Source organism: Solibacillus sp. R5-41 (assembly GCF_002736105.1).
In the GTDB taxonomy this organism is placed as follows: domain Bacteria; phylum Bacillota; class Bacilli; order Bacillales_A; family Planococcaceae; genus Solibacillus.
This window is the reverse complement of the sequence record NZ_CP024123.1, coordinates 1399334-1423697: the sequence shown is the minus strand read 5'-3', so window position 1 is coordinate 1423697 and position 24364 is coordinate 1399334. Positions and strand designations below refer to the sequence as shown.

The window sequence follows — 24364 nt, the reverse complement described above, 5'->3', positions numbered from 1 at the left end:
TCGCCTCCGATTATTCTACTTTTTGCTGTTTTTCTAAAAAGCTTGCTAGTGTTCCTACTGTTTTGAAATCTTTTGGAACGAGAATGTCATCGGGAATGGAAATGCCAAGATCCAACTCTAAATGAAGAATCAGTTGAAGGATCATAATTGAATCCATATACAAATCCTCATTTAACCGGGCATCTTCATTAAAAGAAGACAGTGTCTGCAACTCTAATGAATTTTCCATAATATCATAGATGCTCTTCATCAATTGTTGTCTCGTCATACTGGTATGCCCCCAAGTTTTTTTCTACTTACTTTTCCATTTGGCAACTTTTCAATTTCATGAACAAACACAAACTCCATCGGAATTTGATGGGGAGCGAGAAATTTCCTGCACCATTCTCTAAGCTCCATATTTTCGATTGGTTCAGTAGACACGTATATTGCGCATACTCGCTCTCCTGATAGATTGTTTTGTTTCTTATATACGACTGCTTCGACTATTCTTGGGTCATCCATTAACACGGTTTCAACTTCTTGCGGATACACATTCAAGCCTGCTACATTAATCGTGTCATCCATTCTTGCAAGAAAAGAAAGAACATTATCTTCTATATAGCCAAGATCTTTTGTATAAATCGTTTGTGTAGACAATTCAATGATAATTTCGCTCGGTGTTTGTTTGTCACCAGCTGTCACCTTCACATGAGGAAGGAGGTAGCCCATTTCTTTCGGATCTTCCACATTAGGGTGAATCGCAACACACCCGGATTCAGAGCATCCATACTGCTGTAATACTTGGCGAGATTTCTCTCTTAATGATATCAACCAGCTATGCGGCATCACAGTTCCTGACGTCATCACACGATCAAATTGTTGATCAATTGGCAATAATCGACTTAATGTATAAAGTAAAGTTGGAGCCGCATAGAGTATGTGCTTTGGAAATTCTTTTAGCTTTTTCAAAATATATTTTGGATTACTATTCGTAATAATAACCGGCTTTGCTCCCCTTCTTATGCAAGCCAATACACCACAAATGAATCCATAAGAATGGGTAACCGGACAAGCGACAACTGAATTTGTCAAGGAATCGACAGGTAACGTCTTCACATAGCTTTCAATCTCTTCTTCCACTGAACTCCACGTTCGTTCAATACATTTCGGAGCTCCTGTTGTACCTGAGCTCATTTGAACTAATACTCCTTCTTGGTTATTGGAATGATTTGATAGTTCGATGAAAGAATCGATCGATTGGAATAACAAAAGATGACTACCTGCTGAAGAAGCAAGCCGTACAGATCCCTCTTTTGGCGTCGCTGGATGGATTGGGACGACTGATCCGCCTTTTTGGCGAATATATAAACAAAGAGCTATATATTGGAAAATATCATCCGTACAAATAGCTACTCTTCGATTGTGACACTCTCTTAGATGAGATAAGCTTTCGTATATTTCATATTGCTTCTCGATATCTTCTACTGTATAAAATTGATCATTGACATAAAACATCATCATTTCTCCTTTTTATCCGCTTGTGCCAACGTATTGCTGACGATATGTCGAAAATTACCTTCTTCTTGATTTTGAAGTTTTTTTGTTAGTAATGATTCAACATAAATATGTGTGCTAGTATGCTGAAGCTGTTCATTTCTTGAGCATAATGATGGAAAACGTTCAAAGTGCTTCTGTATTCCGTCCCTAACTTGACTCCAAAAACGTGTTTCTACAAATCCATACTGCTCTTCTAGCAAATAAGATAGTTCACTTAAGTGAAACACGAATAATGTATCCATAACTAACTCTCGTAAAGCCTCGACAGAAGACATCCAATAATATTGATCGACAGGTGCATCTTTAAAACGTTCGTGTATCGTTTCAAAGTCTGGAATGAGGCTTCTGTCTGAAATAAAATCTTCAATATATTCGATACTGTCATGGAAATCCCTCAGTACAACCCGAGTCGGCCAGCCATTTTGATGTAATAAAATCATATTTTGCGCATGTGCCTCAACAGCAATACCGTGAGCGACAAGCAAGTGCCACACAGGAATAACACTCACTTCGATCAAGCGTTTTACCCACTCCTCCGTTCCATATCGGAAGAGCCATTCATTTATAAACGGACGCCCATCTTTCTCCATCATCATTAACACCGTAAACGGTACCGCTTCCTCATCATCCTTCATATACGAGCGCACACTTTCTCGCCAAATTGAGCCAAGCTGACCTTCTAGTTTTCCGCTATGCTTTTTTGCATTCGGTTCAAAAATAATCCCTGCGTATTCTTCCAGTACAATAAGAGACGCTTCCTTTTGTAAATAGGAGTCTAATTGAATCACCTGCCTAAGCCATGCTGAAATGTGAGGAGCGGCACAAACAGCATGAGAATGTAACTTTCGTAGTGAAGAGGTATTCACCATATTCATCGAGCATTTTAATTGCGCCTTTTCAGGATTTGTAAAGTTCCATAATGTTCGTACCGATTGGGTAGCCCGATAGTAATCTCCTTTCACATCTAGAGGAATTAGATCTTTTTGCTCTATTAATCCAGCTAGTTCATGTTTCATGTTAGACCACTGCCAAGGATGAACCGGTAAAAATGTATATTCTTCATATGTTCCATCGAATGCCGCAAGTTTTGCAAGAAGGTCTCCCCACATTAAATGCCCTAACTCTCTTTTCCAAAAGCTCTCTTCCTCTTCAAGAACAGTGATTCGTGCGTAGCTTCTTCTCACTGCAACCCATTGAAGGGTAAATGATTGCTTTACTTCAGGGCCATAGTCTCTATGGTCGTCGATTGTAAAACCGGTTCTTGATTTAAAACAAGGATGATATGGATGTCCTTCAATGATTTCTGATTCTAATTCTTCATAGCTCGAATTTCTTCTCGACATTTGCATTTGAAGATGACGATCATTCCAGTCACAAAGCATACTCGTTAAATGAAGTTCTTTCAGTAATCGATCTTTGTCTTTATGAGTCGAAAGTAATTCATCTACTAGATCCTCAAGCGTTGCCTCTAGTAACGTTTCATCCTTTCCTACTTGAAAAATACTATCTTCCTTTATTCGGATGCGATCAAATGCCATTCTTCTCCCTTCACAACGATAGGTACACTTCTGTCCAACAAGAGTAAGGATTGAAGTCCATTTATCTAGACAAGTTTCTTCATATTTGATTAGTCCTTCAAAAATCATTGCTTCCACAAGCTGCCGCCTTACACGTAGCTCTCCTTGTTTAGAAGCTAAAGGCTGTAGCTGCTGCATATTCTACCTCCTCATACTGAAGAACAAATGGATTTGGAATTGTCGTGTATACTGCTTGTTCAAGTTCGGCTTCTAGTTCATCTACATCATGAAACCTTGTTAATAAATTTGCTTTGAACGCAAGCTTTTCTTGTTTTAGAATGTTATGAACAAATGCCTTCCCGTGGCCTGTAAATTCTTTTTCTAATAAGTGCAGTTGATCGATAGACCACTTCAGTAGAACTTTTTCATCGATTAGCTGATCTGCTCCAAATCGGGAAATAACGGGAAACAATTGATTCATAAACAAATAATTTATAAATCTATCATGAATAAGGGCATCTTCGTAAAATAGCTCTTCTGTTTCTTGCAAAGAAGGCTCTATTGATAGAAGTTCTTCTTTATATGTTTTTGATAAGTAATATCCTTGGTTATCACGATAATAATAAGTAGTTGGATAACCTGAAGAAATGTTTAACACACTATTTTGTTGATGTGCTTCGAGAGCTATCCCATACGCATCGTATAACCTTAATAATGATTCAATAGCACATTTCCAATAGACTTTAAACCAATCTAAACTTACGCTTTCTAATGAGCGGAATTCTGATTGAGAGATTTTCATGATGAGCTGACACAGTCTCGATTTTTCTTTTGGCAGAGGCTCTTGAACAAGAGCAGCAATCATGCAGATTCCTTCATCATGTCCTTCAGGAAATACGTTTGAGCGAAAAATAACCTCAAACCCTGATTCCGTTTGATTTGGAATCTCTACAGTCATATAGGCTGGGTCATCAATCATCCGAAAAGATGAATGGTTCTGTAAGAAATCAATCTTATTCATTAACCGAGCCATAACAATTCCGGCTTTTAGTTCATGAGTTCGATTTACCCTTAATGAATTCGTTATTTTAACAGGAATTGAAAACTTATACATCATTTCTTCATTTGAGCTATATACCGTTCTTATCGAAGAGGTTGCTGTATAAAATGCCCCAAGTGCACCTTCGTATTTTATCAATCCTTCAGCAAGCGCTTTTTTTACATACTGTTGCTGTAAAAGCCACTGTGCTTGAAGCGGGTGCATCGGAATGAGGCAATGCTTCTCTGACATAACAAAATCAGGTTGTGATTTTCTTAAAGACTGAGAAATGAGTTCACTCGCACTTTTTTCTAATACTGAGGACTCTTTCACAATTTTACGGTCGACACGAAAATAGTGAAGTTGGAAAGAACCTTGTAGCTCTGGAGCAAAACTAGTTTGTTGCCAATTTGCCATCCCTTGTCTGCTTTTAGGTGTCGGATGAAGCCAATGTCCAAATAAGAGAGACTGCTCAGCTTCAATAAACGAATCGTTAGCTCCATTTTGTTTCTTATTTTCCAAACTCTTTTCAATATAATTTGCCATCGTTTGATAGCTCTCAATTATGCGAAGAATGAGTTCATCAAAATGAGAAGAAAGTCCAGAACATCCATCCGCCTTAGCCATAAAATGTAGTTCTTGAATGAGCGTGATGAGTATCGTTAATTTATCTTCAAGAAGCCATTGTTTTTGTTTCGTACAATACTTCAACGAGACACCAAACATATGTCTTCCAACAAGAGATTTGTAATCCACACCAAATGCAAAACGGGTGTTTTGCATCGGCAATTCAAGCTCTAGCATATGTTCCTCTGTAATCAGGATAGATAGTCGCTGTTCTTTTATCCACTCCTCCTTTTTGACCCAATGTCCGCTACTCACTTCTCGTATGTAACAATTCATAAACGCCTGAAACGATGCATTTTCTGCAATCTGTTTGGCAATCTGTTGCATTTAATTAACCATCCTTTCACAGAGCCTTCCCTAACAAATGATTATGATTATCATTTGTTGTTAAAAAATAAGTCTTTCCAATTAGAAAGACTAATACTAAATGTGTTGCTGACAAATGATTCCCTTACTCGAAAATAAAAGAAAATTAAAAATTTTTAAGGTTAAAGTAGATTAACAGCTAAGCGTTATCAATGATAATGATTATCATTTTCATTGATAATCACATATTACAAGAAAGACGGAAATGGCTCAACTGTCTAAAGACCTATATAGCAGTACAAGCCATCGTTTCTTATATTGCTTGTACGATGTTATTGATGTAATGTTCATAGGTATTGGTGTGATACTTTATGACGTTACTTCGTTTTCATCTTTCTTTCGATAACAATTTAGATAAGTCCATAATCTTATTCCGTGCAATTGTGCGAATATAAAAAAACCCTTTCGTATCAACGAAAGGGTTAAAAAATATAATTATTTACATATATATTTATAGAAATAAGTCAATATCGCAACAATTATAGATTGTTGAAACATGCGGATCGTTAAAAATTTTTTTTATAGCATTGAACTGCTATTATACTTTAGTTACAACTTTATCTTCGTATTTATGAGGGATAATTGGTAGTGACCCTAGCGACCATTTTTCCCATTCCTTGTTATAATCTTTAGGTTCCTTTAATTCTACAAAATGGCCGATACCCCAAGTTATAACTGCACCATCAGGAAAGACGCTTTTGCATAAGCTCTCGCTTGTTAAGACTTTTCGGCTAATATTGCTATCCCCCCCATTATATTCATCATATCTTCAAAAATATTTTTAGTAACCTTATATACTAGTATGTAAAAACTGAACTAATCCAATTAGTTCAGTTTAATATAAAATAATTTACTACTATTTTCCTTTGAACTTTTTAAAATACCACTTGCTAAAATCTTCGTTCCAGGAGCACTTTTCAAACATTTTAAATTTCCTGTTGCGAGACGATCGATTTCATCTAGCCTCATTAAAATTTGTGCAATTTTGACGGAATCAGGTTGCTGAGATTTAGCCAAGTAATTCTCATTAATCACATTTCTTCCTACAACACAGCTTTTTTGCAAATGTTTGTACGACGTATCTGTATGCTTTATATAAGGGCAAGGCCAACACGATGTTGGTCACTCAGGCTAATGCCGCAGGACGTGGCGACATTAGCCTGTGTTCCAATTGCGGGAGTTTAGATTCTGAAGCGTTCCGGATATGGTACGTCGCTGCAGTGGAAGGCGACGTATTCTGGTGAGGTTTACATTTTAATATAAAGCGGGATTCTTATGTTCGATTTATATAAGTTCTAATTTTTAATCTGTCTATCCATTTGAAAGCATATCACTTCTAAGGTGTTAAAGCTAAACAACTCAAAAGGCTAATCAATATTCCACCCTTTCCACCCGAATTGTCATAACTGAAAAACTTTTACTTCACAGCTTCGTTACTTAAGGCGTATAATTTTGATTAGTATATTATTTTTTTGACATTAAAGGAGTTTGAACTATGGCCGCACTATATGCGACTGGTGCATTTGCTGAACAACTCGGCATTAGTAAAGCATCACTACAACATTACATAACAATTCTAGAGGAGCACGGATATGAAGTTCGACGCAATAACCGTATGCATCGTCAATTTTCTAACGAAGATTTAATGATATTGCGTGCTTTTTTAGCGTTAAATAAACACCGTGGCTTAAAATTAAAAGAAGCTGCACAAACAGTAACAGATCCAAAATTCGAGCCCGCGGAAATTTTACAGCACGATATTATTCCAACATCATATCAAGTGTCACAATTTGAAGATTTATCAAATTCAATGGAATTGTTAGCGACGCACATTTACGGCATCGAGCAAAAAAACATACAACTATTAACTTTAATCGAAGAGCAACGTACACAAAATGAGCTATTGATTGAGCAAAACCAAACGTTAAAGCAACAGTTTGGCGTCATGATGCAACACATTTTGGACCAAGCAAATGAGCCAAGCTACCCCGTACAGCAACGCCAGCTCGACCGAGTCGAACAGCAAAACAGTGCGATAATGAGTGCATTAAATAAACTTAACGTTGCGCAACAAGAGCTCCACGCTACACCCCTACCTGAATCTGAAAAACAAGTGAAAGGTTTGATTGGGAAGTTGTTTAAATAACGTAAAAGTTTCATCAAAAGTTGAGCAGACTCACAGGACAAGTTTGGAGTTTGGAGTGCCACTTTAAAGTTAGACACGGTTATTTCATTAAGCAATGCTTTTGGCATGAGTTCGATATTATATCGGGTTCATGCCTTTTCAATTTGCCTAATTCGGTTTTCTGTTGTAATAAGTAACTTTGTTATCTACTTATCCAATCTCGCTTATTAGTGGAGGCTTTTCAGCAATTAATTGTGCTCTTCTCATACACTTTCCCTATTTCATTCATATCATTTAGTGTAAACATTTTTCCAAACTTTCCAAATAAATACGAACATATGAATCTAAAATATACAAATCGTAGCGCTTTAAGAGAAAAAGATTTTTCGGTAATAATAGCTCCGAATCATACGAAACGGATGAAGGCAAAATTAAAAATGAGCCCAGTATAAATACCGAGCTCATTTTTAACATGTTGCTGCATGAAATAACTATTCGTCATTTCTTTAAAGGACAAACGAGGCAGTAATCCATTCCCTCTTCTTTTTTATCTAATTGATAATAACGACAGCAAGTTTTTCGTTCTGTAACTATAAGGTGACAATATTTTTGAATTGGGTTATCCATATTTTCAATCCATTGAGGGGAAAATTGTGTAATCCGACTATGAACAAATTCCAAATGATTTAATGGATACTTTGTCTGATTTCGCTTGAGTACAGCGTTTAATCTTACCGCTACATTTTCCCATAAAATATTTTTATTAATTTTACATTCCTTAGAAATAATTTCTACTAATCGAAACAAATGGCGTGATAGTATTTGTTCTTCCCAACAAACAGCAATTTCGGTTTTCACTTCATCTCGAACAAATAATAAAAATTGCGTTGAATCAAAGGTTGCATATCCTAACCAATCTACCTTTTTTTGTTGTAAACCAAAATAATCAAGTGCAGCAGCAGCTGTTAATACAGCATAGCGTTTAAAAAATAAGGATCCTGCAATTACTAATGAATCCGTTTCTAAATAATGTGCATATTGATTGATTATCGGTAAAAGGATTTTTTTATCTTCCAAATACGCCAGTGGTATTCCTATTACAGAATCAGAAGTCTTTACACCATAAGCCTCTAAATTCATTTGACACGGCGCCCTTTTCCTTTTGGAATACATAGGGGAGTTCCAAAATAGGGATCTGCATTAATAAGTGCATCCAAATTAAAAATATTTTTTACCATTTCAGATGTAACGATATCCTCTGGAGTACCTTGGACAGCAACTTTTTTATTATGAATAGCCACTAAATTATCTGCATAACGACACGCTAAGTTTAAATCATGTAATACCATAACAATCGTTCGCTTGTATTGACGATTTAAGTCGAATAAAAAATCTAATAATTCAATTTGATGTGTCATATCTAGATAAGTTGTTGGCTCATCTAGTAAAATAATCGGTGTTTCTTGTGCCAATGTCATTGCAATCCAAGCTCGCTGACGTTGCCCACCAGATAAAGCATCCACATGCCGATCTTTTAAAGGGAGTAATTGTGTAGCGATTAGTGCCTTTTCAACTAATTCCTCATCTTCTTCTGACCATTGCTGAAACCATTTTTGGTGTGGATAACGACCTTGCTTTACTAACTGATGTACAGTAATTCCTTCAGGTGCAACTGGTCCTTGAGGTAGAATGGCAAGCTTTTTCGCGATCTGCCTTGTCGATATTTCTTGTAATTTATGTGTATCTAAAATAATTTCACCAGATGTTGGATTAAGTAAGCGTGCTAACGAACGTAATAATGTTGATTTCCCACTACCGTTTGCACCTACAAGTACTGTAATTTTTTCGATTGGTATGTCAAAATCGAGATTCTCAATAATTGGCTGATTCCCGTATTGTAATGTTAAATTTTTTGTTTGAATCCCATTCATATGAGTATCCTCCTAACGATTTCGATTTCTATATAATAAATAAATAAAGAATGGTGCACCGATTGCAGCAGTAAATACGCCAGCAGGTATATCTAATGGAAGGAACATTGTTCGTGCAATTAAATCTGCGATTACGACCAATAGAGCCCCAATAATTCCTGTTATCGGGATTAAACCAAGAAATGACCTTCCAACTAAACGTCTCGCGAGATGTGGCGCCATCAATCCCACGAATTCAATTCCCCCAACGTATGCAGCTGAGCTTGCTGCTAAAATAACTGCGCACCCCAGGAAAACAAGTCGTTGCCATTGTAATTTTATTCCCATACTAATCGCAACATCATCACCGAGTTCTGTTACATTCATACTTCTCCCTAAAATTATTAAGATAGGTAATGGAATCATTATCCACCAGAAAAGTGAAGTAACCTCATCCCAAGTCGCCGCATATAAACTTCCTGTTAACCAAATATAGGCTTTAGAAGCAATGTATGTATCACTAAAAACTAATAAAAATGTGACACCTGCTTTTAATATGGCGGATATTCCTATACCAATTAAAACTAATCGGATAGGTGTAACACCTTTATTCCAAGAGAGTAAGTAAATGATAGTAGCTGTTATTAAACCACCACTTATTGCTGCAAAAGGTAATAAAGTCATACTTACGACTCCAGTGCCAAGACTTATAAAAAGAACAGCACCAAATGAAGCACCACTTGTAATGCCTATAATATCAGGTGACGCTAGTGGATTTCTCACAATGCTTTGTAATATCAGTCCTGATATACCTAATGCGCTACCTACTAGAACAGCGAGTAATGTTCGAGGTAATCGTAGGGTCTCGATAACAAATGCATGCTCATCTGTCATATTACTAAGCTGCATAAATACTTGTGAAGGGGAAATCCAATTGCTACCTGCTGATAAACTTAATACGAAAAATGCAATTAATAATAAAGTACCAATACTGAATACTTGCATCCATCCTTTTGAAATTTGAAATGAAACCTTTCCTTTTAACATACGAAATGTCCAATACTTCATTGTTTAGACACCCCTTTTTTTGCTAAGTAAATAAAGAATGGTCCGCCAATAAATGCGGTCATAACCCCAATTGGGACTTCCATTGGGCTAATTAAAAATCGAGCGAGTATATCAGCACCGATTAATAACGCCGCACCTAATAAAGCACTGAAAGGTAGTGTCCATCGATAATCAGTGCCAACTAATCCTTTAGCAATATGCGGAACAATTAAACCAATAAATCCAACAGAACCGACTACCGCAACAGAGCCTCCAGCTAAAACAATTATTAATACACCCATTAAGATTTTTAATAACCCCACATTTTGACCTAAACTTTTCGCAACATCATCCCCCGAACCAAAAATATTCATTGCTTTCCCAATAAATAGACTAATGACTATCGCAGGAACTAAAAAAGGAAGAACAGCAAACAGCATATTTAAATCTCTGCCAGCAATTGAACCTGAAATCCAAAATAATACCGTTTGAATTGATTGTTCATCAATGACTAACATCCCTTGTGTAAATGATATAAAAAGGGCAGATAGAGCTGTACCCGCTAAAATAACTTTAATCGGTGTTAAGCCGTCACGACCTAGGCTACTTAAAAAAAACACTCCCAAACCTGCAATAGCCGCTCCTAGAAAACCAAACCACATATACTGAGTCATTGATTGAAGATCTAACCAAGTTATAGCAAAAACAATAAAAAATATTGCCCCAGCATTAATTCCTAGTAAATCTGGGGAGGCAAGTGGATTTCTTGTTAAAGTTTGAATTAATGTTCCGGCAATCGCTAATGCAATTCCGACAGTAAGTGCAATCGTTGCACGTGCTAATCGACTAGTTGCGATAATAAGATGGTCCGGGTTTTCTGGATTGTATTGTGTCAAAACTTCCAAAGCTAACGAAAATGAAATGGACGTTTGCCCCATTGCTAAGCTACAAAAAAATAAAAGTGCAACGAGAAATAAAAGTGTGATGATTCCAAAGATTTTAGAACTAAAAGAATGTAACATACCATAACCTCTTATTTAACTGAAAAATGGGGACTCAAATCGATTCCCCCATTTTCATTAATGTTTATTTTTCAAGTTTGAAATGCGTATATAAATCATCCAGCATTAAGTTTGCCGCTTGTATACCACCTGCTAAGTTCCAAACAATTTCATTCACTGTAAATACTTGTTCATTTTTAACCGCATCCAAACTTAAATACAGTGGATGTTCAGACCATTCTTTATAAGTTTTTTTTACAGCTGCATCGTCCTCCATGAATTGGAAAATTATATCTGCATTCATTTGTGAAATTGTTTCTTTATCATTTAATTTCACAATCTCTAAATTTTGCCCTTGTAAATTTTTTGGCTCTTTAAAACCAAGCTCTTGTAGAATTGAACCAGCGAATCCTTGTACATAGATACGTGCATGATCTGCACGGTAATTTGTAACAGCTACGCTAAATGGATAATTTTCATTCGTTGCAATTTTTTCTTTGAAGTCAGCAACTCGGCTTTCCCAATCTGATAACAATTTTCCAGCTTGATCTTCTTGTCCAATTGCTTGCCCTATTAGACTTGTCGTTTCGTAAATGTCATCTACAGAAGCACTAACTACTGTTGGTGCAATTTGTGATAATTGTCCGTAAATTTCCTCATGTCTTACTTGCGATGCGATTATTAAATCCGGTTTTAAAGCTGCAATTTCCTCTAAGTTTGGTTGTGTTTCCAAACCTACAATAGTAACACCTTCTAAATCTGATCTTAAATATTCATAAATTGGTTGTTCAGCCCAAGATTCAACTACACCAATTGGCTTCACACCAAATTCTAAAAGTGTATCCGTAGCACCTTGATATAATGTTACAATTTTTTTAGGTGTGCCCTTGATTGTTGTTGTACCTAAAACATGCTCAATTACTCTTGTTTCAGAAGTAGCTGTTTCTTTTTCTGCACTTGCAGAATTCACTTTTTTTTCTTCTGTATTACCACAAGCAGCTAAAATTGCAATTGTTGCAATAATAGAAAATAGTAAAACACTAATTTTTTTATTCATTTTTCATCTCCTAGATTTTTATTAATAATGATTTTCATCGCATAAATTTTTATTAATAATGATTTTCATTGCCATTTGCAATTATATTTTAATTGATAATTATTTTCAATTACTTTTTTTTATAATTTAGCATAATTTTATAAAGAGTCTTGGCTAACATATGTGCTTGACTAAAAAAAAACAATTACGCCTCAGCGTAATTGTTTAGACACTTGCCCTCTGTTATTAGACAATCTGGTTGACCATAATCCGTTTTTCTTACTTATGATACGTGATCTAGGCTTATGCGCTGTTTTGCCGAAACAAGTGCAACGAACGACAGATTCCAATCATTCATACTTTATCTACCCTAATCTAGTAAATCGTAAACATACCATAACCTCTTATTTAATTGAAAAATGGAGAATCAGATCGATTCCCCATTTTTATTAATACTTATTTTTCAAGTTTGAAATGCGTATATAATTCATCCAACATTAAGTTTGCCGCTTGTAAACCACCTGCTAAGTTCCAAACAATTTCATTTACTGTAAATACTTGTTCATTTTTAACCGCATCCAAATTTAAATAAAGTGGATGTTCAGACCATTCTTTATAAGTATTTTTAACAGCTGCGTCGTCCTCCATGAACTGGAAAATTACATCTGCATTCATTTGTGAAATTGATTCTTTATCATTTAATTTCACAATCTCTAAATTTTGTCCTTGTAGATTATTTGGCTCTTTAAAACCAAGCTCTGTAAGAATTGAACCAGCGAATCCTTGTACATAAATACGTGCATGATCTGCACGGTAATTTGTAACAGCTACGCTTAATGGATAATTTTCATTCGTTGCAATTTTTTCTTTAAAGTCAGCAACTCGAGATTCCCAATCAGATATTAATTTTTCGGCTTGATCTTCTTGTCCAATTGCCTGCCCTATTAGATTTGTAGTTTCCTTAATGTCGTATAAAGTAGTATTTACTACTGTTGGTGCGATTTGTGATAATTGCTCGTAAATTTCCTCATGTCTTACTTGCGTTGCGATTATTAAATCAGGTTTTAAAGCTGCAATTTCCTCTAAGTTTGGTTGAGTTTCCAAACCTACAATAGTAACACCTTCTAAATCTGATTTTAAATATTCATAAATTGGTTGTTCAGCCCAAGATTCAACTACACCAATTGGCTTTACACCAAATTCTAAAAGAGTATCAGTAGCGCCTTGATATAATGTTACGATTTTTTTAGGTGTGCCTTTAATTTCGGTTTTACCTAAAACATGCTCAATTACTCTTGTTTCAGAAGTTGTTGTTTCTTTCTCTGCACTTGCAGAATCTACCTTTTTTTCTTCTTTATTACCACAAGCAGCTAATATTGCAATTGTCGCAATAATAGAAAATAATAAAAAACTTAATTTTTTATTCATTTTTTCATCTCCTAAAAATATTATCGATAATGATTTTCATTGTCGATTGTAAGTATAATTAAATTGATAATGATTTTCAATTACTTTTTTTATAATTTTTTAAATTTATTTTTAAATGGCTTTTTTCAGTCTACAGCTAATTTGCAATCCATATAAATAATCATTACAAGGACAATATGCAAATGACCTTCATCTGTTCAGGATTAATTTAATTAGAGTATTTTCAAATTTAATGATAAAATTTCTCCCTAACATATTGTGTTACTAGTATATAATTACCATTTTTAACACTTCTTTTAGATTCTGGCCTAACATCAAATTTACACAGGATATATCGCATTAATGAAGGCTTTCCTTCAACTAATTGTGCTTTTCACATACTTCCTCCATCATTCTCTTTTGTATAATCGTTTTTCCAAACCTTTCAAACAAATACAAGATTACAATCGTAAAATTTATAATTGTATAATGTAAGAAATAATCTGTTTGTTAGAGAAAATATTACCATCTTGTAGAAAATATAATATTCCGAATGTTATACTATCATTACAAATAAGGGGGATTTTTTATGGAGAGAAAAAAGCGAACTATTTTTTGGATTATCCCGATTGCGATTTTAGGGATCTTTTTTTACTTTTTTGGTCCAAAAGATACGATTACGGACAATGAATACATAGATTATATGAAAGCTTCAGCATTAACGAGTGATAGCCAATTAACAACGGAAGCGGCCTTTTCAAAAGTTTGCGAAAAAGGTGGATGGGAATATTTCGAAACGAAAATGTTTGAACGTGTTGTTGAATATAAGGGCAAATGTACAGTAGAAGGAAAGCTTGAACCTGTAAATGTACAATTCATTGTTGAAAAAGATAAGTCATCTCACCTCATTGGAGCCATGCTTGTTAATAGCGTTCAACAAACCGATGAACAACGTGATGCATTTATTCAAACGATGCATAAGTAATACAGTCACTACAAGTATGAAAATAGAAAGCGTATTCCATCGAACAAACGAATACGCTTTTCCTTATTTCAATCACCCCCGCTTCTCAAAGGTTAAATTTCTTTGCAATTTTTTTATTAAGCGCTGCCTCCGCTTTTTAATTGCTTCCTCAGTGCAACCAAAAAGTTTGGCAATGTCGCGATTTGTTTTGTCCTCAAAATAGACGAGCTTCAGTAAAATTTTTTCCTCTTTAGGTAAGGTCGATAGCCATTCTATTTCATTGAATTCATCTTTAGTTGCATGCTGTACATCCAATGTAAGTTGAAATTGAGTTTCGTCCAATACACTTTCATACTGAGAAATATGATTCAATTGAGACATTTCTTTCAGCATCTTAAATTTAATCATCATAAAAGCAAACGGTTCAAATGACGATTTAGCTGGATTAAATTTGACCATGGCCTCCCAAAGCGCGATTCGGCCCAACTGATAAAATTCATCGAAATTACGATAGATTTTCAAATGAAACATCACTTGATTAATCAGCTTTTCATGTTCTTCATATACCGTTTCAAAGCTCTGCATTGTCGTTGTCCTTTTAGCTGTGCACAACTGATTATTCCTAGGTACTCTAAAGGTAATGGAAGATCCCTATTTTTATCAAAATGCATTTCCACAATAAAAAAGCCCCATTCAGACAATTTGAGCATTAAAAACAAGCCAAATAGACAAATTGACCACTTTTTATAGTACCATTTGTATTTCTGTATTTATTAAATCGGTGGTACGCACATCTTAAAATGAAACGTACTATTATTTTTATTATTCGGATATTGACAAAAAGCTGGCTATCCTTCATGCTATTAGAAAATGTAAAGGCAAATTGAAGACTAGTAAATGGCACTTAGCTAGTAAGAGAGCAGATTCCATTGGCTGAAAGAATCGCATAGCAAAACCCATCGAACCTACTTGAACATGCTCCTATAAAACTAGGCGCCGACTCAGCGTTATGAGACAAAGTGGAATGCTTTTTTAATGCATTCAAATTAGGTGGTACCACGGAAAAAGCACTTTTCGTCCTATTTTTTAGGGGGAAAAGTGCTTTTTTATTTCGTTATGTAGTAATCTTCCACCTTTATATGCTGTGAAATAAGTTCTGGGGAAGTTAATTTGAGGAGGATAATTAAATTGGAAAAGAAACGAATTGTCGTAAAAATTGGGAGTAGCTCTTTAACTAATAATAAAGGTGAAATTGATCAACATAAAATCGCCGACCATATTGCGGCACTTGCAACGATTAAAGACGCAGGTCATGAAGTGATTTTAGTATCTTCTGGCGCTGTTGCCGCTGGATTTCGTAAATTAGGCTATTCGTCACGACCAGTCACAATCAAAGGAAAACAAGCCGCTGCTGCTGTTGGGCAAAGTGTATTAATTCAAGCATATAGCGATGGATTTGCACAGTTTCAAGTAACACCAGCGCAAATTTTATTAACACGTTCAGACTTTAGCGATAAAAAGCGTTATAAAAATGCTACTGCTACATTATCTGAACTGATGGAACGCTCCATTTTACCGATTATTAATGAAAATGATACGGTTTCTGTTGAAGAACTCACATTTGGCGATAATGATATGCTCTCTGCCCTTGTAAGTGGACTTGTTCATGCCGATCAGCTCATTATATTAACTGACGTAAATGGGCTGTACACGGCAAATCCATTAACAAATGCAGATGCCGTCCGAATAAATACAATTGAAGAAGTTACCGATGAAATGCTCGGCTTTGCGGATGGAACGGGCTCGAAAGTTGGCACGGGTGGGATGCAATCTAAATTATTCGCTGCCAAACATGCGATGAGTGCTGGTGTTGATGTATTTATTGGAACAGGTGAAGGTTCAAATAAATTACTTGAGATTTCTAATGACAATGGCGACGGGACGTATTTCACTCGAAATGAAAAATCTATTCCTCGTCATAAACAATGGGTTGCATTTACACAAGTAATGGGCAAATTATTTATTGATGAAGGTGCCGTACAGGCGCTTCAACATGGTGGTAAGAGCTTACTACCGGCTGGAATTTATGCATTTGAGGGACAGTTTGAAAAAGGAGATGTTGTCGAAGTATATGACCGCCACACTTGTATTGGTAGAGGCGAAATATTATATTCTTCAAATGAATTGGAGCAAGCGATGGGCAAACGAACGAGTGAGCTTGCTGACTTACCAATCGAAGTCATTCATCGAAATCAATGGGTGAAAATTTAAGGAGGCTTTTATAATGTCGATATTAATGAATGAAAACGAAGTAATCGCAAAAGGGAAACGCGCAAAATTTGCAAGTTTTGAAACGAATATGAAAACGACTGCTGAAAAGAATAAAGCATTACTGAGCATTGCTGACCAGTTACTTGAAGACATCGAAACTATTATGGTAGAAAATCAAAAAGATATTCAAAACGGTAAAGAAGCTGATTTAAGCGAATCGGTTTTAGACCGAATTTTACTCGATGAAAAACGCATCCGTGCGATGAGTGAAGCCATTCGTCAATTAGTAGCGCTCCAAGATCCTGTTGGTGAAGTATTAGAAAAAATCGAAAAGGAAAATGGCTTACAAATCGTCAAAAAGCGTGTGCCTCTCGGTGTGATTGGCATGATTTATGAGGCCCGTCCGAATGTAACAATCGATGCTGCTACCCTTTCATTAAAAACTGGTAATGCTGTATTATTACGCGGGAGCTCGTCTGCAAAGTACTCCAATATTGCGTTAGTTGCATCGATCCACCGAGCACTAAAAAAAGTAAATTACCCTGAAGATGCGGTGTTATTAATTGAGGATACGAGCCGTGAAACAGCCAAAACATTATTTACGTTAAATGAATACTTAGATGTATTAATCCCTCGTGGCGGAAAAAATTTAATTGACTTAGTCGTTCGAGAAGCGAGTGTTCCTGTTCTAGAAACCGGCGCTGGGAACTGTCACATTTTCTTAGACCATTCAGCCAACCCTGATATGGCCCGTGGCGTTATAAAAAATGCGAAAACACAGCGACCATCTGTTTGCAACACGACGGAAAGTATTTTGATCCACGAAGACTTTTTTGCACATCACGGAAAAGAGTTACTGCACTATTTATCGGGGCTTGGTATTCAAATTTATGGTGATGCGCATGTATGTAATGTATTAAACGAAGCGTTACAAGCAACAGATGAGCATTATGCGGAGGAGTTTTTAGCACTTACACTAAGTGTTAAAGTTGTTGAAAATGTTTTTGAGGCGGTTCATCATATTAATCGATTTGGTACAAAGCATTCAGAGGCCATCCTTACTGAGGACTTGCAAAATGCGAATCTATTTTTAAACTCTGTGGATGCGGCTGCCGTATATCATAATGCATCGACGCGCTTTACAGATGGCTTTGAGTTTGGCTACGGTGCTGAAATTGGCATTTCCACTCAAAAATTGCATGCTCGCGGTCCAATGGGATTACCTGCACTCACATCAACGAAATACTTTATTACGGGTAACGGGCAAATTAGAAAGTAAAGTTTATAGAAAATCTCTATGAAAGTGAGCGTTCGTCAATGAATGTAAGTGCAATAATTAAACTGAGTATTGCAATGGCGATATTTGGTTCGATTGGATTTTTTACAACTCAAACAGGATTACCTGCTGTTGAACTCGTATTTGTCCGCTGTATTTGTGCATCGCTCTTTCTAGGTACTCTTTGGTTTTTGACAGGTGGACATCGAATAGAAGTGTGGAAAAAATCGGAAGTATTAAAAACAATCCTTTGTGGTGTTTTTATCGTATTAAACTGGGTATTTTTATTTAAAGCCTTTGAAGTAATGTCGATTTCGGTGGCTATTTCCATTTATAATTTAGCCCCTATTTTTGTCTTGATGCTTGGATCAATGTTATTAGCAGAAAAAATGAGCATTCGTTCCATATTTGCAACGGTTATTTGTTTTTTTGGTAGTCTATTAATCATTGGTTTGGATAGTTTTACTTCCACATCGCAGTTTTTAAACTCAGGCTTTGTATGGGCGCTACTTTCCGCCATTTTTTACGCGTTGACGATGTTTACAAGTAAAACAATTAAAGGGCTATCTTCGTATGCATTGACATTTATTCAGACAACTGTTGGGATTTTGATGCTTTTCCCACTATGTGATTTTTCGGCGTTCGAAAGCTTAACTGAGCGCAACTGGCTCTATATTTTAGGCACAGGCTTTATTCATACCGGCTTTGTTTATTATTTATTTTTTGATAGCATTCGTAATTTATCTACCGTGCTTGTTTCGGTACTCGTCTTTGTTGACCCGGTCGTTGCCATTTTATTAGATGCCATTTTGCTATCATTCCGCCCTACTTTGTTACAAACAATCGGCATCATATTAATTTTCGGTAGCATCTTTTACACCGTGTACATCCCCGAACAAACAGTAAAGAAAGTCGAAACTTCAACGTAATACCAGTTAAAGACCCGGAGGATGTCATAGATTTTTAGAGGAGTTTATTGAACTAGTTCGAAAAAATTTGGACAAAAGTTAGCCGAGGCGTAATTGATTAGTATGCCCTAAATAGTATGCGCTTTTTTAGCGTCCACTATTTAGGGCTATTAAGCGATTCCTGGTTAGTGAAGTACAACACTTTCGTCTAGGGTAAACACATGATCAGCAAACCAAATAGGTGCTAAAAGTTCTTTTTTCCCTGTATATATGACCGTTATTTCAATATCTTTTTCACTTTTAAATTTCAATACGGCATCTTTCCAATAGTCTTCTGCTGGGCAATAATCAAATAGCCGTTCATTGCAGAGTAAATAGATTTTACCCGACGCACTAGATAATTCAAGTTTTAATAATGTAAAAGCAAAATTTATTGCTTTTTTATAATGTATCGCACCTTCTCCCCCAATAAACGCTTCATTCATCTCAAAATATTTCTGAATATCTAACTCACCCTTTAATATAACTGTTTCTTGATTAAGATTATGTGCAAAAGGTAAATAGATAAAATCGTGATTACATTGTTTTGATAGCTCTAATAAGGTTAATGCTATACTTATTTGTAAATTGCCAAGTGCTTGCATTGATTGATCTTGCTGAACACAAAAAAGGAATGTGGAATCGGAAATATTCGCCGTTTTTTTATGAAATGTTACGAATTCAGCTGTAGTCATTTTCTCCTTTAAGAAAAGGACTTCAGAAAAATGGTTGCTATCTAGACTTTGGAATAATTGATCGATTTCATGTAGGTTTAATTCCGACCAAAATGTATTTCCTAAAAGCTTTTCAGCAGCCGTTATTTGTTCAATTGTATGAATGATTGCTTTTTCAAGAAAATGATTAAATGGTTGTAAATAATGTTTTTCAATTTGACGAAATCCTTCAATTATTAGTTCGTGTTTATGAACAGTACCGTTATTTCCCGAAAATTCTGTCTGAATTAGACTAAAAAAATCAACCTCATTGTAAAACCATTTATCTATTTTTTTCACAATAACAGAGGCCACTATAAAATTTCTTATTGGCGAAACGCTGAAAAAAGGAATATTTTTCATTATTTGTTCGTGATATGCAATTGTTTCGATTAAAAATTGCCTTGTTTCCTTTAAGGTACCTCCCTCGTTCATAAACAAGAATTGATTATTTTTGATAAGCTCAAGCAATGACCAAATATCTTGAATAAAGTGGAGATAATAGTCTTTCTCAATTTCGCCCATCACTTCCGGGCAGTTTTTTTCAAAAAATAGTAAAAAGTTTTTTAACGATTTATTTTTTAAAGCGACCTCATAGTTTAGAATAATTTCCTCTTCTATCAAATCAATTAATTCCATTACTTCCCCTCCCTCCTATAATATAAATTAAATCCCTCTCTTTTTCCAATTTAGTGTATGCGAAATATCGACATAACATAGAAAAAAGGAAGCTTAACAAAGAAAAATGACATTTCGACGGATAATCAAAATGTCATTTTTCAACTATTTTATTGATTTCTTAGTTCGGTCATTTGCTTCCATACTGAACCTTGAGCTTCTTCACCTTGTTCAATTCTTGCTAATGCCATTTTCGCTTGTAATTTTACTTCAAATTCTTTATCTTCACTTGCGATTTTTAACGCTTCGATGGCTACTTCTGTTCCTGTTTCAAATAGATACATAGCTGCACGCCAACGAACTAATTTATTTTTATCTGATAAGGCTTCAATCATCGCTTGTTCAAATTCTGGTAAACCTAAATCACTCATGCAGTCTCCTGCGGTACGTCGAACTGCCGCGCTTTTATCTTTTATAGCTTTTGTTAAAGCCGGTACAACCGCCACATCTTCAATCATTCCTAAGTAAACAGTTGCGAGACGGCGAATGGCCATTTGTTCATCTTTTAACGCTTCTTCTAAAAGTGCAATGTCCTTTACCTCAGGATCTGGAATTTGATCTAATAATTGGAATCGTTGTTGCCAATCGTTAATTTCCATGAATTGTCCTAACGAAACTTCCTTGCGACTAACTGAAACTGTACGAACGATGTCGTTGGCTGTTTCGATAATTTCGTCTAAACGCCCTTGTGGATAAAGTGCTTCTACTTCTAGTAACACCTCTTCTACCACTTGTGCTTTATCGCCATAACGAACACCAAAGTCCATCCATTTACGTTCAAAAATATAGTTTTCGTCCGATCCACGCAATTGCAGTTGTTTAAATGCCTCTAAAAAGCGTTGCCCTACACTAATACGGACTTCACCCTCACTATCAAAAGCTTTTACTTGTAACGGAACCGTTTTATACATTTGTACATGCACATTGACTTCACCAAAATGATCCGTTGATTGCTGTTGTTGAATAATTTGCGTTTCTTCACCTAATGCCGAGCGAATGCCCGTTAAAATCGTTTCCCAAGCGAATTTCGCATTTCGTTCAACAGCCATGAAGTTTGCAACATGATAAATACCTTTTACGCCTTCCACTGCAAATATCGCTTGAATTTCCTTTGATGCTTGCCCAATATTTTCTTTCGAATAGTTAAAACTTTTACCAAAAGGTAACTCTTGATCAATAACAATTTTCATTGAATTTGGACTAGGTGTCGGCTCAATTAGTATAATTTTCATACGTATCTCCTTTATCCGTTTACAATCTCATCTAAATAACTCCAACGCTCAATTAATTGTTCATATTCACTATTGAACTGCTCTAATTGCTCGGTTAATTGCTGTAATTTAGTAAAATCTGAACCCGCTGTAGTTATTCCTTCTTCTGTTTGCATGATGTTTTCTTCCACTTTTGCAATCATATCAGAAATCGTTTCCCACTCTTTTTGCTCTTTAAATGATAATTTTTTCTTCTCTGATTTCGGCTTTTCTAGCTTAGACTTTTCTACTTTATTTTCTCTTGCTGCTTGCTGTTGTTGTTCCATAGCTTTTGCCAAATAATCTGTATATATATCGAGGCTTTCCTGCACCCCGCCGAGCCCATCCAATATCCAAAGCTTTTTCGCGATACGATCAAGGAAAAATCGGTCATGTGAAATTGTAATGACAACACCAGGGAAATTTTCAATAAAATCTTCTAGCACACCTAATGTTTCAATATCTAAATCATTTGTCGGCTCATCCAATAGTAAAACATTCGGCTGTTCCATTAATAAACGCAATAAATGCAATCTCTTTCTTTCCCCACCAGATAATTTACTAATTTGGGTACCATGTGCTTGAGAAGGGAATAAAAAGCGTTCCAACATTTGTGAAGCAGAGTATCGTACACCATCCGCATCGGTAATATCATTAGAGGCTTCGCGAATGTAATCAATGACACGTGTATTTTCATTCATCGCAGGTATAGCTTGCTTAAAATGCAGTCTTTTCACCGTGGAACCAACGATTACTTCTCCATGATCAGGTTCAATTTCTCCTGCTAGCATATTGAGTAATGTCGATTTTCCGTAGCCGTTTGCACCAATAATTCCGATCCGATCCCCTTGTTGTAACAGGAAACTAAAATCTTGTATAATTTTTCGGTCACCATACGCTTTAGAAATGCCTTCTGATTCAAGTACCTTTTTCCCTAGGCGCGTTGTTGCTAAAGCCATTTCTAAATCCGTTTGATCTACTGAACGATCCAACGATTCATCTAACGTTTCAAAGCGTTGAATTCTTGCTTTTTGTTTTGTTGTTCTTGCCTTTGCCCCACGACGAATCCACTTTAACTCAGAGCGGTATCGATTTTGTAGTTTTGCTTGCGACGCGGCATTCATCTCTTCACGAATCGCTCTTGCTTCTAAATAGTCCCCGTACGAACCGGTATGGCGATATAATGTTTTATCCGCAAGTTCATAAATATGTGTCGCTGTTTCATCTAAGAAATAACGATCATGCGTAATAAAAATAACAGCACCCTTTAAGCGCGATACCATTTCTTGTAGCCATTCCGTGGAAGTAACATCTAAATGGTTCGTCGGCTCATCAAATAAATAAAGGTCGGCTGGTTCAATTAGCACTTTTGCGAGAGCGACACGCTTCTGTTGACCACCTGATAACTCCGATACATCTTTATCGAACATGTCCATTCCCAATTTTGTTAATGATTGTTTTGCTAATGCATTTACATCCCAGGCATTTTCTGTATCCATTTGCTGCTGTATACGGAACAATTCATTTTGAAGCTTTTCTGATTGTGGATCATTTGCTAAAGCGGTTACAGCTTCTTCATACGCCCGGTTTAGCTGTAAAATAGGTGAATCCCCGCTGAAAACGGCTTGTAAAACCGTCGTATTGGTCGCAAACTGTGGATCTTGTTCTAAATAGGCGATGCGATATTTATTCGGGTGATCCATGTCAAGTGTATCAGCATCTTGAATCCCTGATAAAATGGATAATAACGTTGATTTCCCTGTTCCGTTTATCCCGATTAAACCTGCACGCTCTCCTTCATATATCGTAAATTCAATATTTTGAAATAGCGTTTTTTCACCTACTGTTTTTGTTAAATTGGATACGATTAAATGACTCATGAAATCCCGTCTCTTTCTTGTTTAAGCTGTTCTAAAAATTGTACCATAAATGCATGGCGACGCTCTGCCATTTCCTGACCCTTTTCAGTCACCATCAAGTCTTTCAATAATAAAAGTTTTTCATAAAAATGGGTCACGCTTGCTGTGGATTTCGTGCGATATTCTTCTAATGACATCGCCTCCCGTGCTTCCTCCGCGTCATCATATAGCAAACGCCCTTTTGCACCACCATATGCAAAAGTACGTGCAATGCCTACTGCTCCAATCGCATCCAAACGATCCGCATCACGCACAATTTTTGCCTCGATACTTGTTGCAGGTAACTCATTGCCCCCATTAAATGAAACCTCTGCGATTACCGCTTGAATATGCTTGTTTTCTTGCTCCGTTAAATTTAGTTGTTTTAAAATTCGCTCTTCCTCGGACTTATCAACTGCATATTTTGAATCGCTCACATCATGTAATAATACGGCTAGCAAAACGATGGTCTCATTTGCATCTGGCTCTGTTTTCAATATAGCTTGAGCATTTTGATAAACCCGTTCTATATGTTGGAAATCATGACTTGCATCCATTTTCCCGTAAATTTCTTTTACTAGTAATTCACATGTAAATAATATTTCCTTCACCAGCAATCACCTTTTTTCTTTCAATACTTATGCTACGTACTTTATTTTAACATGGAAATGAATATTAGCTCAAAAATTCCCTTTTAAACTTGGATTCAAGTGGGGGGTTGTTAAAGATAGTGGAAATTTTTTCTTTTTATTA

21 protein-coding genes are annotated in these 24364 nt (G+C 36.0%); 5 read left to right on the top strand and 16 right to left on the bottom strand.

Annotated features, from left to right (window positions below; translation table 11 throughout):
* Positions 1-10 precede the first annotated feature (10 nt).
* The 5 genes from asbD to CSE16_RS06620 all read right to left on the bottom strand — a co-directional run bounded on the left by asbD (position 11) and on the right by CSE16_RS06620 (position 6123).
* Positions 11-268 carry a petrobactin biosynthesis protein AsbD gene (asbD, locus tag CSE16_RS06645; RefSeq protein ID WP_099423178.1) on the bottom strand — a complete coding sequence of 86 codons (258 nt, stop codon included), beginning with the start codon at positions 266-268 and terminating at the stop codon, positions 11-13.
* Positions 265-1497 carry an AMP-binding protein gene (locus tag CSE16_RS06640; RefSeq protein ID WP_099423177.1) on the bottom strand — a complete coding sequence of 411 codons (1233 nt, stop codon included), beginning with the start codon at positions 1495-1497 and terminating at the stop codon, positions 265-267. The genes asbD and CSE16_RS06640 overlap by 4 nt, the downstream gene beginning before the upstream one ends.
* A 2-nt stretch (positions 1498-1499) precedes the next feature.
* Complete coding sequence (locus CSE16_RS06635; protein WP_099423176.1) at positions 1500-3254, bottom strand: IucA/IucC family protein; 1755 nt, start codon at positions 3252-3254, stop codon at positions 1500-1502.
* Positions 3226-5049: an IucA/IucC family protein gene (locus CSE16_RS06630; RefSeq protein ID WP_099423175.1), complete on the bottom strand. Its 1824-nt coding sequence runs from the start codon at positions 5047-5049 to the stop codon at positions 3226-3228. The genes CSE16_RS06635 and CSE16_RS06630 overlap by 29 nt, the downstream gene beginning before the upstream one ends.
* A gap of 864 nt (positions 5050-5913) precedes the next feature.
* Complete coding sequence (locus tag CSE16_RS06620; RefSeq protein WP_099423174.1) at positions 5914-6123, bottom strand: hypothetical protein; 210 nt, start codon at positions 6121-6123, stop codon at positions 5914-5916.
* Positions 6124-6583: 460 nt separating this feature from the next.
* On the opposite strand from CSE16_RS06620, the gene CSE16_RS06615 reads away from it, so the two are divergent.
* Positions 6584-7234: a MerR family transcriptional regulator gene (locus CSE16_RS06615; protein WP_099423173.1), complete on the top strand. Its 651-nt coding sequence runs from the start codon at positions 6584-6586 to the stop codon at positions 7232-7234.
* 477 nt (positions 7235-7711) lie between these two features.
* On the opposite strand, the gene CSE16_RS06610 is transcribed toward CSE16_RS06615, so the two are convergent.
* The 6 genes from CSE16_RS06610 to CSE16_RS06585 form a co-directional block, all read right to left on the bottom strand.
* Positions 7712-8353: a (2Fe-2S)-binding protein gene (locus tag CSE16_RS06610; protein ID WP_157764758.1), complete on the bottom strand. Its 642-nt coding sequence runs from the start codon at positions 8351-8353 to the stop codon at positions 7712-7714.
* Positions 8350-9144 (bottom strand): ABC transporter ATP-binding protein, encoded by a 795-nt coding sequence (locus tag CSE16_RS06605; RefSeq protein WP_099423171.1) that lies wholly within the window; start codon positions 9142-9144, stop codon positions 8350-8352. The genes CSE16_RS06610 and CSE16_RS06605 overlap by 4 nt, the downstream gene beginning before the upstream one ends.
* A 12-nt stretch (positions 9145-9156) precedes the next feature.
* Positions 9157-10191 (bottom strand): FecCD family ABC transporter permease, encoded by a 1035-nt coding sequence (locus CSE16_RS06600; protein ID WP_099423170.1) that lies wholly within the window; start codon positions 10189-10191, stop codon positions 9157-9159.
* The gene (locus CSE16_RS06595; protein WP_099423169.1) at positions 10188-11192 is read right to left on the bottom strand and encodes a FecCD family ABC transporter permease; all 1005 of its coding nucleotides are present in this window, start codon (positions 11190-11192) and stop codon (positions 10188-10190) included. The genes CSE16_RS06600 and CSE16_RS06595 overlap by 4 nt, the downstream gene beginning before the upstream one ends.
* Before the next feature lie 64 nt (positions 11193-11256).
* Positions 11257-12228: an ABC transporter substrate-binding protein gene (locus tag CSE16_RS06590; protein WP_099423168.1), complete on the bottom strand. Its 972-nt coding sequence runs from the start codon at positions 12226-12228 to the stop codon at positions 11257-11259.
* Positions 12229-12663: 435 nt separating this feature from the next.
* Positions 12664-13635, bottom strand: coding sequence for an ABC transporter substrate-binding protein (locus CSE16_RS06585; protein WP_099423167.1), 972 nt, complete (start codon positions 13633-13635; stop codon positions 12664-12666).
* 568 nt (positions 13636-14203) lie between these two features.
* On the opposite strand from CSE16_RS06585, the gene CSE16_RS06580 reads away from it, so the two are divergent.
* Positions 14204-14599: a glucosamine 6-phosphate synthetase gene (locus CSE16_RS06580; RefSeq protein WP_099423166.1), complete on the top strand. Its 396-nt coding sequence runs from the start codon at positions 14204-14206 to the stop codon at positions 14597-14599.
* A 72-nt stretch (positions 14600-14671) separates the two neighbouring features.
* Here the strand turns inward: CSE16_RS06580 and CSE16_RS06575 are convergent, their stop codons facing one another.
* Positions 14672-15163, bottom strand: coding sequence for a sigma-70 family RNA polymerase sigma factor (locus tag CSE16_RS06575; protein ID WP_099423165.1), 492 nt, complete (start codon positions 15161-15163; stop codon positions 14672-14674).
* 603 nt (positions 15164-15766) lie between these two features.
* Here CSE16_RS06575 and proB point away from each other — a divergent pair.
* Genes proB through CSE16_RS06560 form a run of 3 tightly spaced genes read left to right on the top strand, consistent with a single transcriptional unit; the run spans position 15767 to position 19054 of the window.
* Positions 15767-16849 (top strand): glutamate 5-kinase, encoded by a 1083-nt coding sequence (gene proB / locus CSE16_RS06570; RefSeq protein ID WP_099423164.1) that lies wholly within the window; start codon positions 15767-15769, stop codon positions 16847-16849.
* Between the two features lie 13 nt (positions 16850-16862).
* Positions 16863-18128 (top strand): glutamate-5-semialdehyde dehydrogenase, encoded by a 1266-nt coding sequence (locus tag CSE16_RS06565; RefSeq protein ID WP_099423163.1) that lies wholly within the window; start codon positions 16863-16865, stop codon positions 18126-18128.
* A 38-nt stretch (positions 18129-18166) separates the two neighbouring features.
* Entirely contained in the window at positions 18167-19054 is an 888-nt protein-coding gene (locus tag CSE16_RS06560) for a DMT family transporter (protein ID WP_099423162.1), read from the top strand.
* 164 nt (positions 19055-19218) lie between these two features.
* Here the strand turns inward: CSE16_RS06560 and CSE16_RS06555 are convergent, their stop codons facing one another.
* The 4 genes from CSE16_RS06555 to CSE16_RS06540 all read right to left on the bottom strand — a co-directional run bounded on the left by CSE16_RS06555 (position 19219) and on the right by CSE16_RS06540 (position 24168).
* Positions 19219-20424 carry a hypothetical protein gene (locus CSE16_RS06555; protein WP_099423161.1) on the bottom strand — a complete coding sequence of 402 codons (1206 nt, stop codon included), beginning with the start codon at positions 20422-20424 and terminating at the stop codon, positions 19219-19221.
* 149 nt (positions 20425-20573) lie between these two features.
* Positions 20574-21695 (bottom strand): conserved virulence factor C family protein, encoded by a 1122-nt coding sequence (locus CSE16_RS06550; RefSeq protein ID WP_099423160.1) that lies wholly within the window; start codon positions 21693-21695, stop codon positions 20574-20576.
* Between the two features lie 11 nt (positions 21696-21706).
* The gene (locus CSE16_RS06545) at positions 21707-23593 is read right to left on the bottom strand and encodes an ABC-F family ATP-binding cassette domain-containing protein (protein ID WP_099423159.1); all 1887 of its coding nucleotides are present in this window, start codon (positions 23591-23593) and stop codon (positions 21707-21709) included.
* Positions 23590-24168, bottom strand: a complete 579-nt coding sequence (locus tag CSE16_RS06540; RefSeq protein WP_172954425.1) for an HD domain-containing protein — start codon at positions 24166-24168, stop codon at positions 23590-23592. Before CSE16_RS06540 ends, CSE16_RS06545 begins: the two co-directional genes overlap by 4 nt.
* Positions 24169-24364 lie beyond the last annotated feature (196 nt).

Excerpts from the sequence above, each read along its gene's own strand:
- CSE16_RS06630 (WP_099423175.1), bottom strand. The coding sequence starts at position 5,049 with ATGCAACAGATTGCCAAACAGATTGCAGAAAATGCATCGTTTCAGGCG.
- CSE16_RS06600 (WP_099423170.1), bottom strand. The coding sequence starts at position 10,191 with ATGAAGTATTGGACATTTCGTATGTTAAAAGGAAAGGTTTCATTTCAA.
- CSE16_RS06615 (WP_099423173.1), top strand. The coding sequence starts at position 6,584 with ATGGCCGCACTATATGCGACTGGTGCATTTGCTGAACAACTCGGCATT.
- CSE16_RS06550 (WP_099423160.1), bottom strand. The coding sequence starts at position 21,695 with ATGAAAATTATACTAATTGAGCCGACACCTAGTCCAAATTCAATGAAA.
- CSE16_RS06585 (WP_099423167.1), bottom strand. The coding sequence starts at position 13,635 with ATGAATAAAAAATTAAGTTTTTTATTATTTTCTATTATTGCGACAATT.
- CSE16_RS06595 (WP_099423169.1), bottom strand. The coding sequence starts at position 11,192 with ATGTTACATTCTTTTAGTTCTAAAATCTTTGGAATCATCACACTTTTA.
- CSE16_RS06580 (WP_099423166.1), top strand. The coding sequence starts at position 14,204 with ATGGAGAGAAAAAAGCGAACTATTTTTTGGATTATCCCGATTGCGATT.
- CSE16_RS06635 (WP_099423176.1), bottom strand. The coding sequence starts at position 3,254 with ATGCAGCAGCTACAGCCTTTAGCTTCTAAACAAGGAGAGCTACGTGTA.
- CSE16_RS06605 (WP_099423171.1), bottom strand. The coding sequence starts at position 9,144 with ATGAATGGGATTCAAACAAAAAATTTAACATTACAATACGGGAATCAG.
- CSE16_RS06575 (WP_099423165.1), bottom strand. The coding sequence starts at position 15,163 with ATGCAGAGCTTTGAAACGGTATATGAAGAACATGAAAAGCTGATTAAT.
- CSE16_RS06640 (WP_099423177.1), bottom strand. The coding sequence starts at position 1,497 with ATGTTTTATGTCAATGATCAATTTTATACAGTAGAAGATATCGAGAAG.
- CSE16_RS06560 (WP_099423162.1), top strand. The coding sequence starts at position 18,167 with ATGAATGTAAGTGCAATAATTAAACTGAGTATTGCAATGGCGATATTT.
- CSE16_RS06540 (WP_172954425.1), bottom strand. The coding sequence starts at position 24,168 with ATGGATGCAAGTCATGATTTCCAACATATAGAACGGGTTTATCAAAAT.
- CSE16_RS06555 (WP_099423161.1), bottom strand. The coding sequence starts at position 20,424 with ATGGAATTAATTGATTTGATAGAAGAGGAAATTATTCTAAACTATGAG.
- CSE16_RS06565 (WP_099423163.1), top strand. The coding sequence starts at position 16,863 with ATGTCGATATTAATGAATGAAAACGAAGTAATCGCAAAAGGGAAACGC.
- CSE16_RS06610 (WP_157764758.1), bottom strand. The coding sequence starts at position 8,353 with ATGAATTTAGAGGCTTATGGTGTAAAGACTTCTGATTCTGTAATAGGA.
- CSE16_RS06590 (WP_099423168.1), bottom strand. The coding sequence starts at position 12,228 with ATGAATAAAAAAATTAGTGTTTTACTATTTTCTATTATTGCAACAATT.
- asbD (WP_099423178.1), bottom strand. The coding sequence starts at position 268 with ATGACGAGACAACAATTGATGAAGAGCATCTATGATATTATGGAAAAT.
- CSE16_RS06545 (WP_099423159.1), bottom strand. The coding sequence starts at position 23,593 with ATGAGTCATTTAATCGTATCCAATTTAACAAAAACAGTAGGTGAAAAA.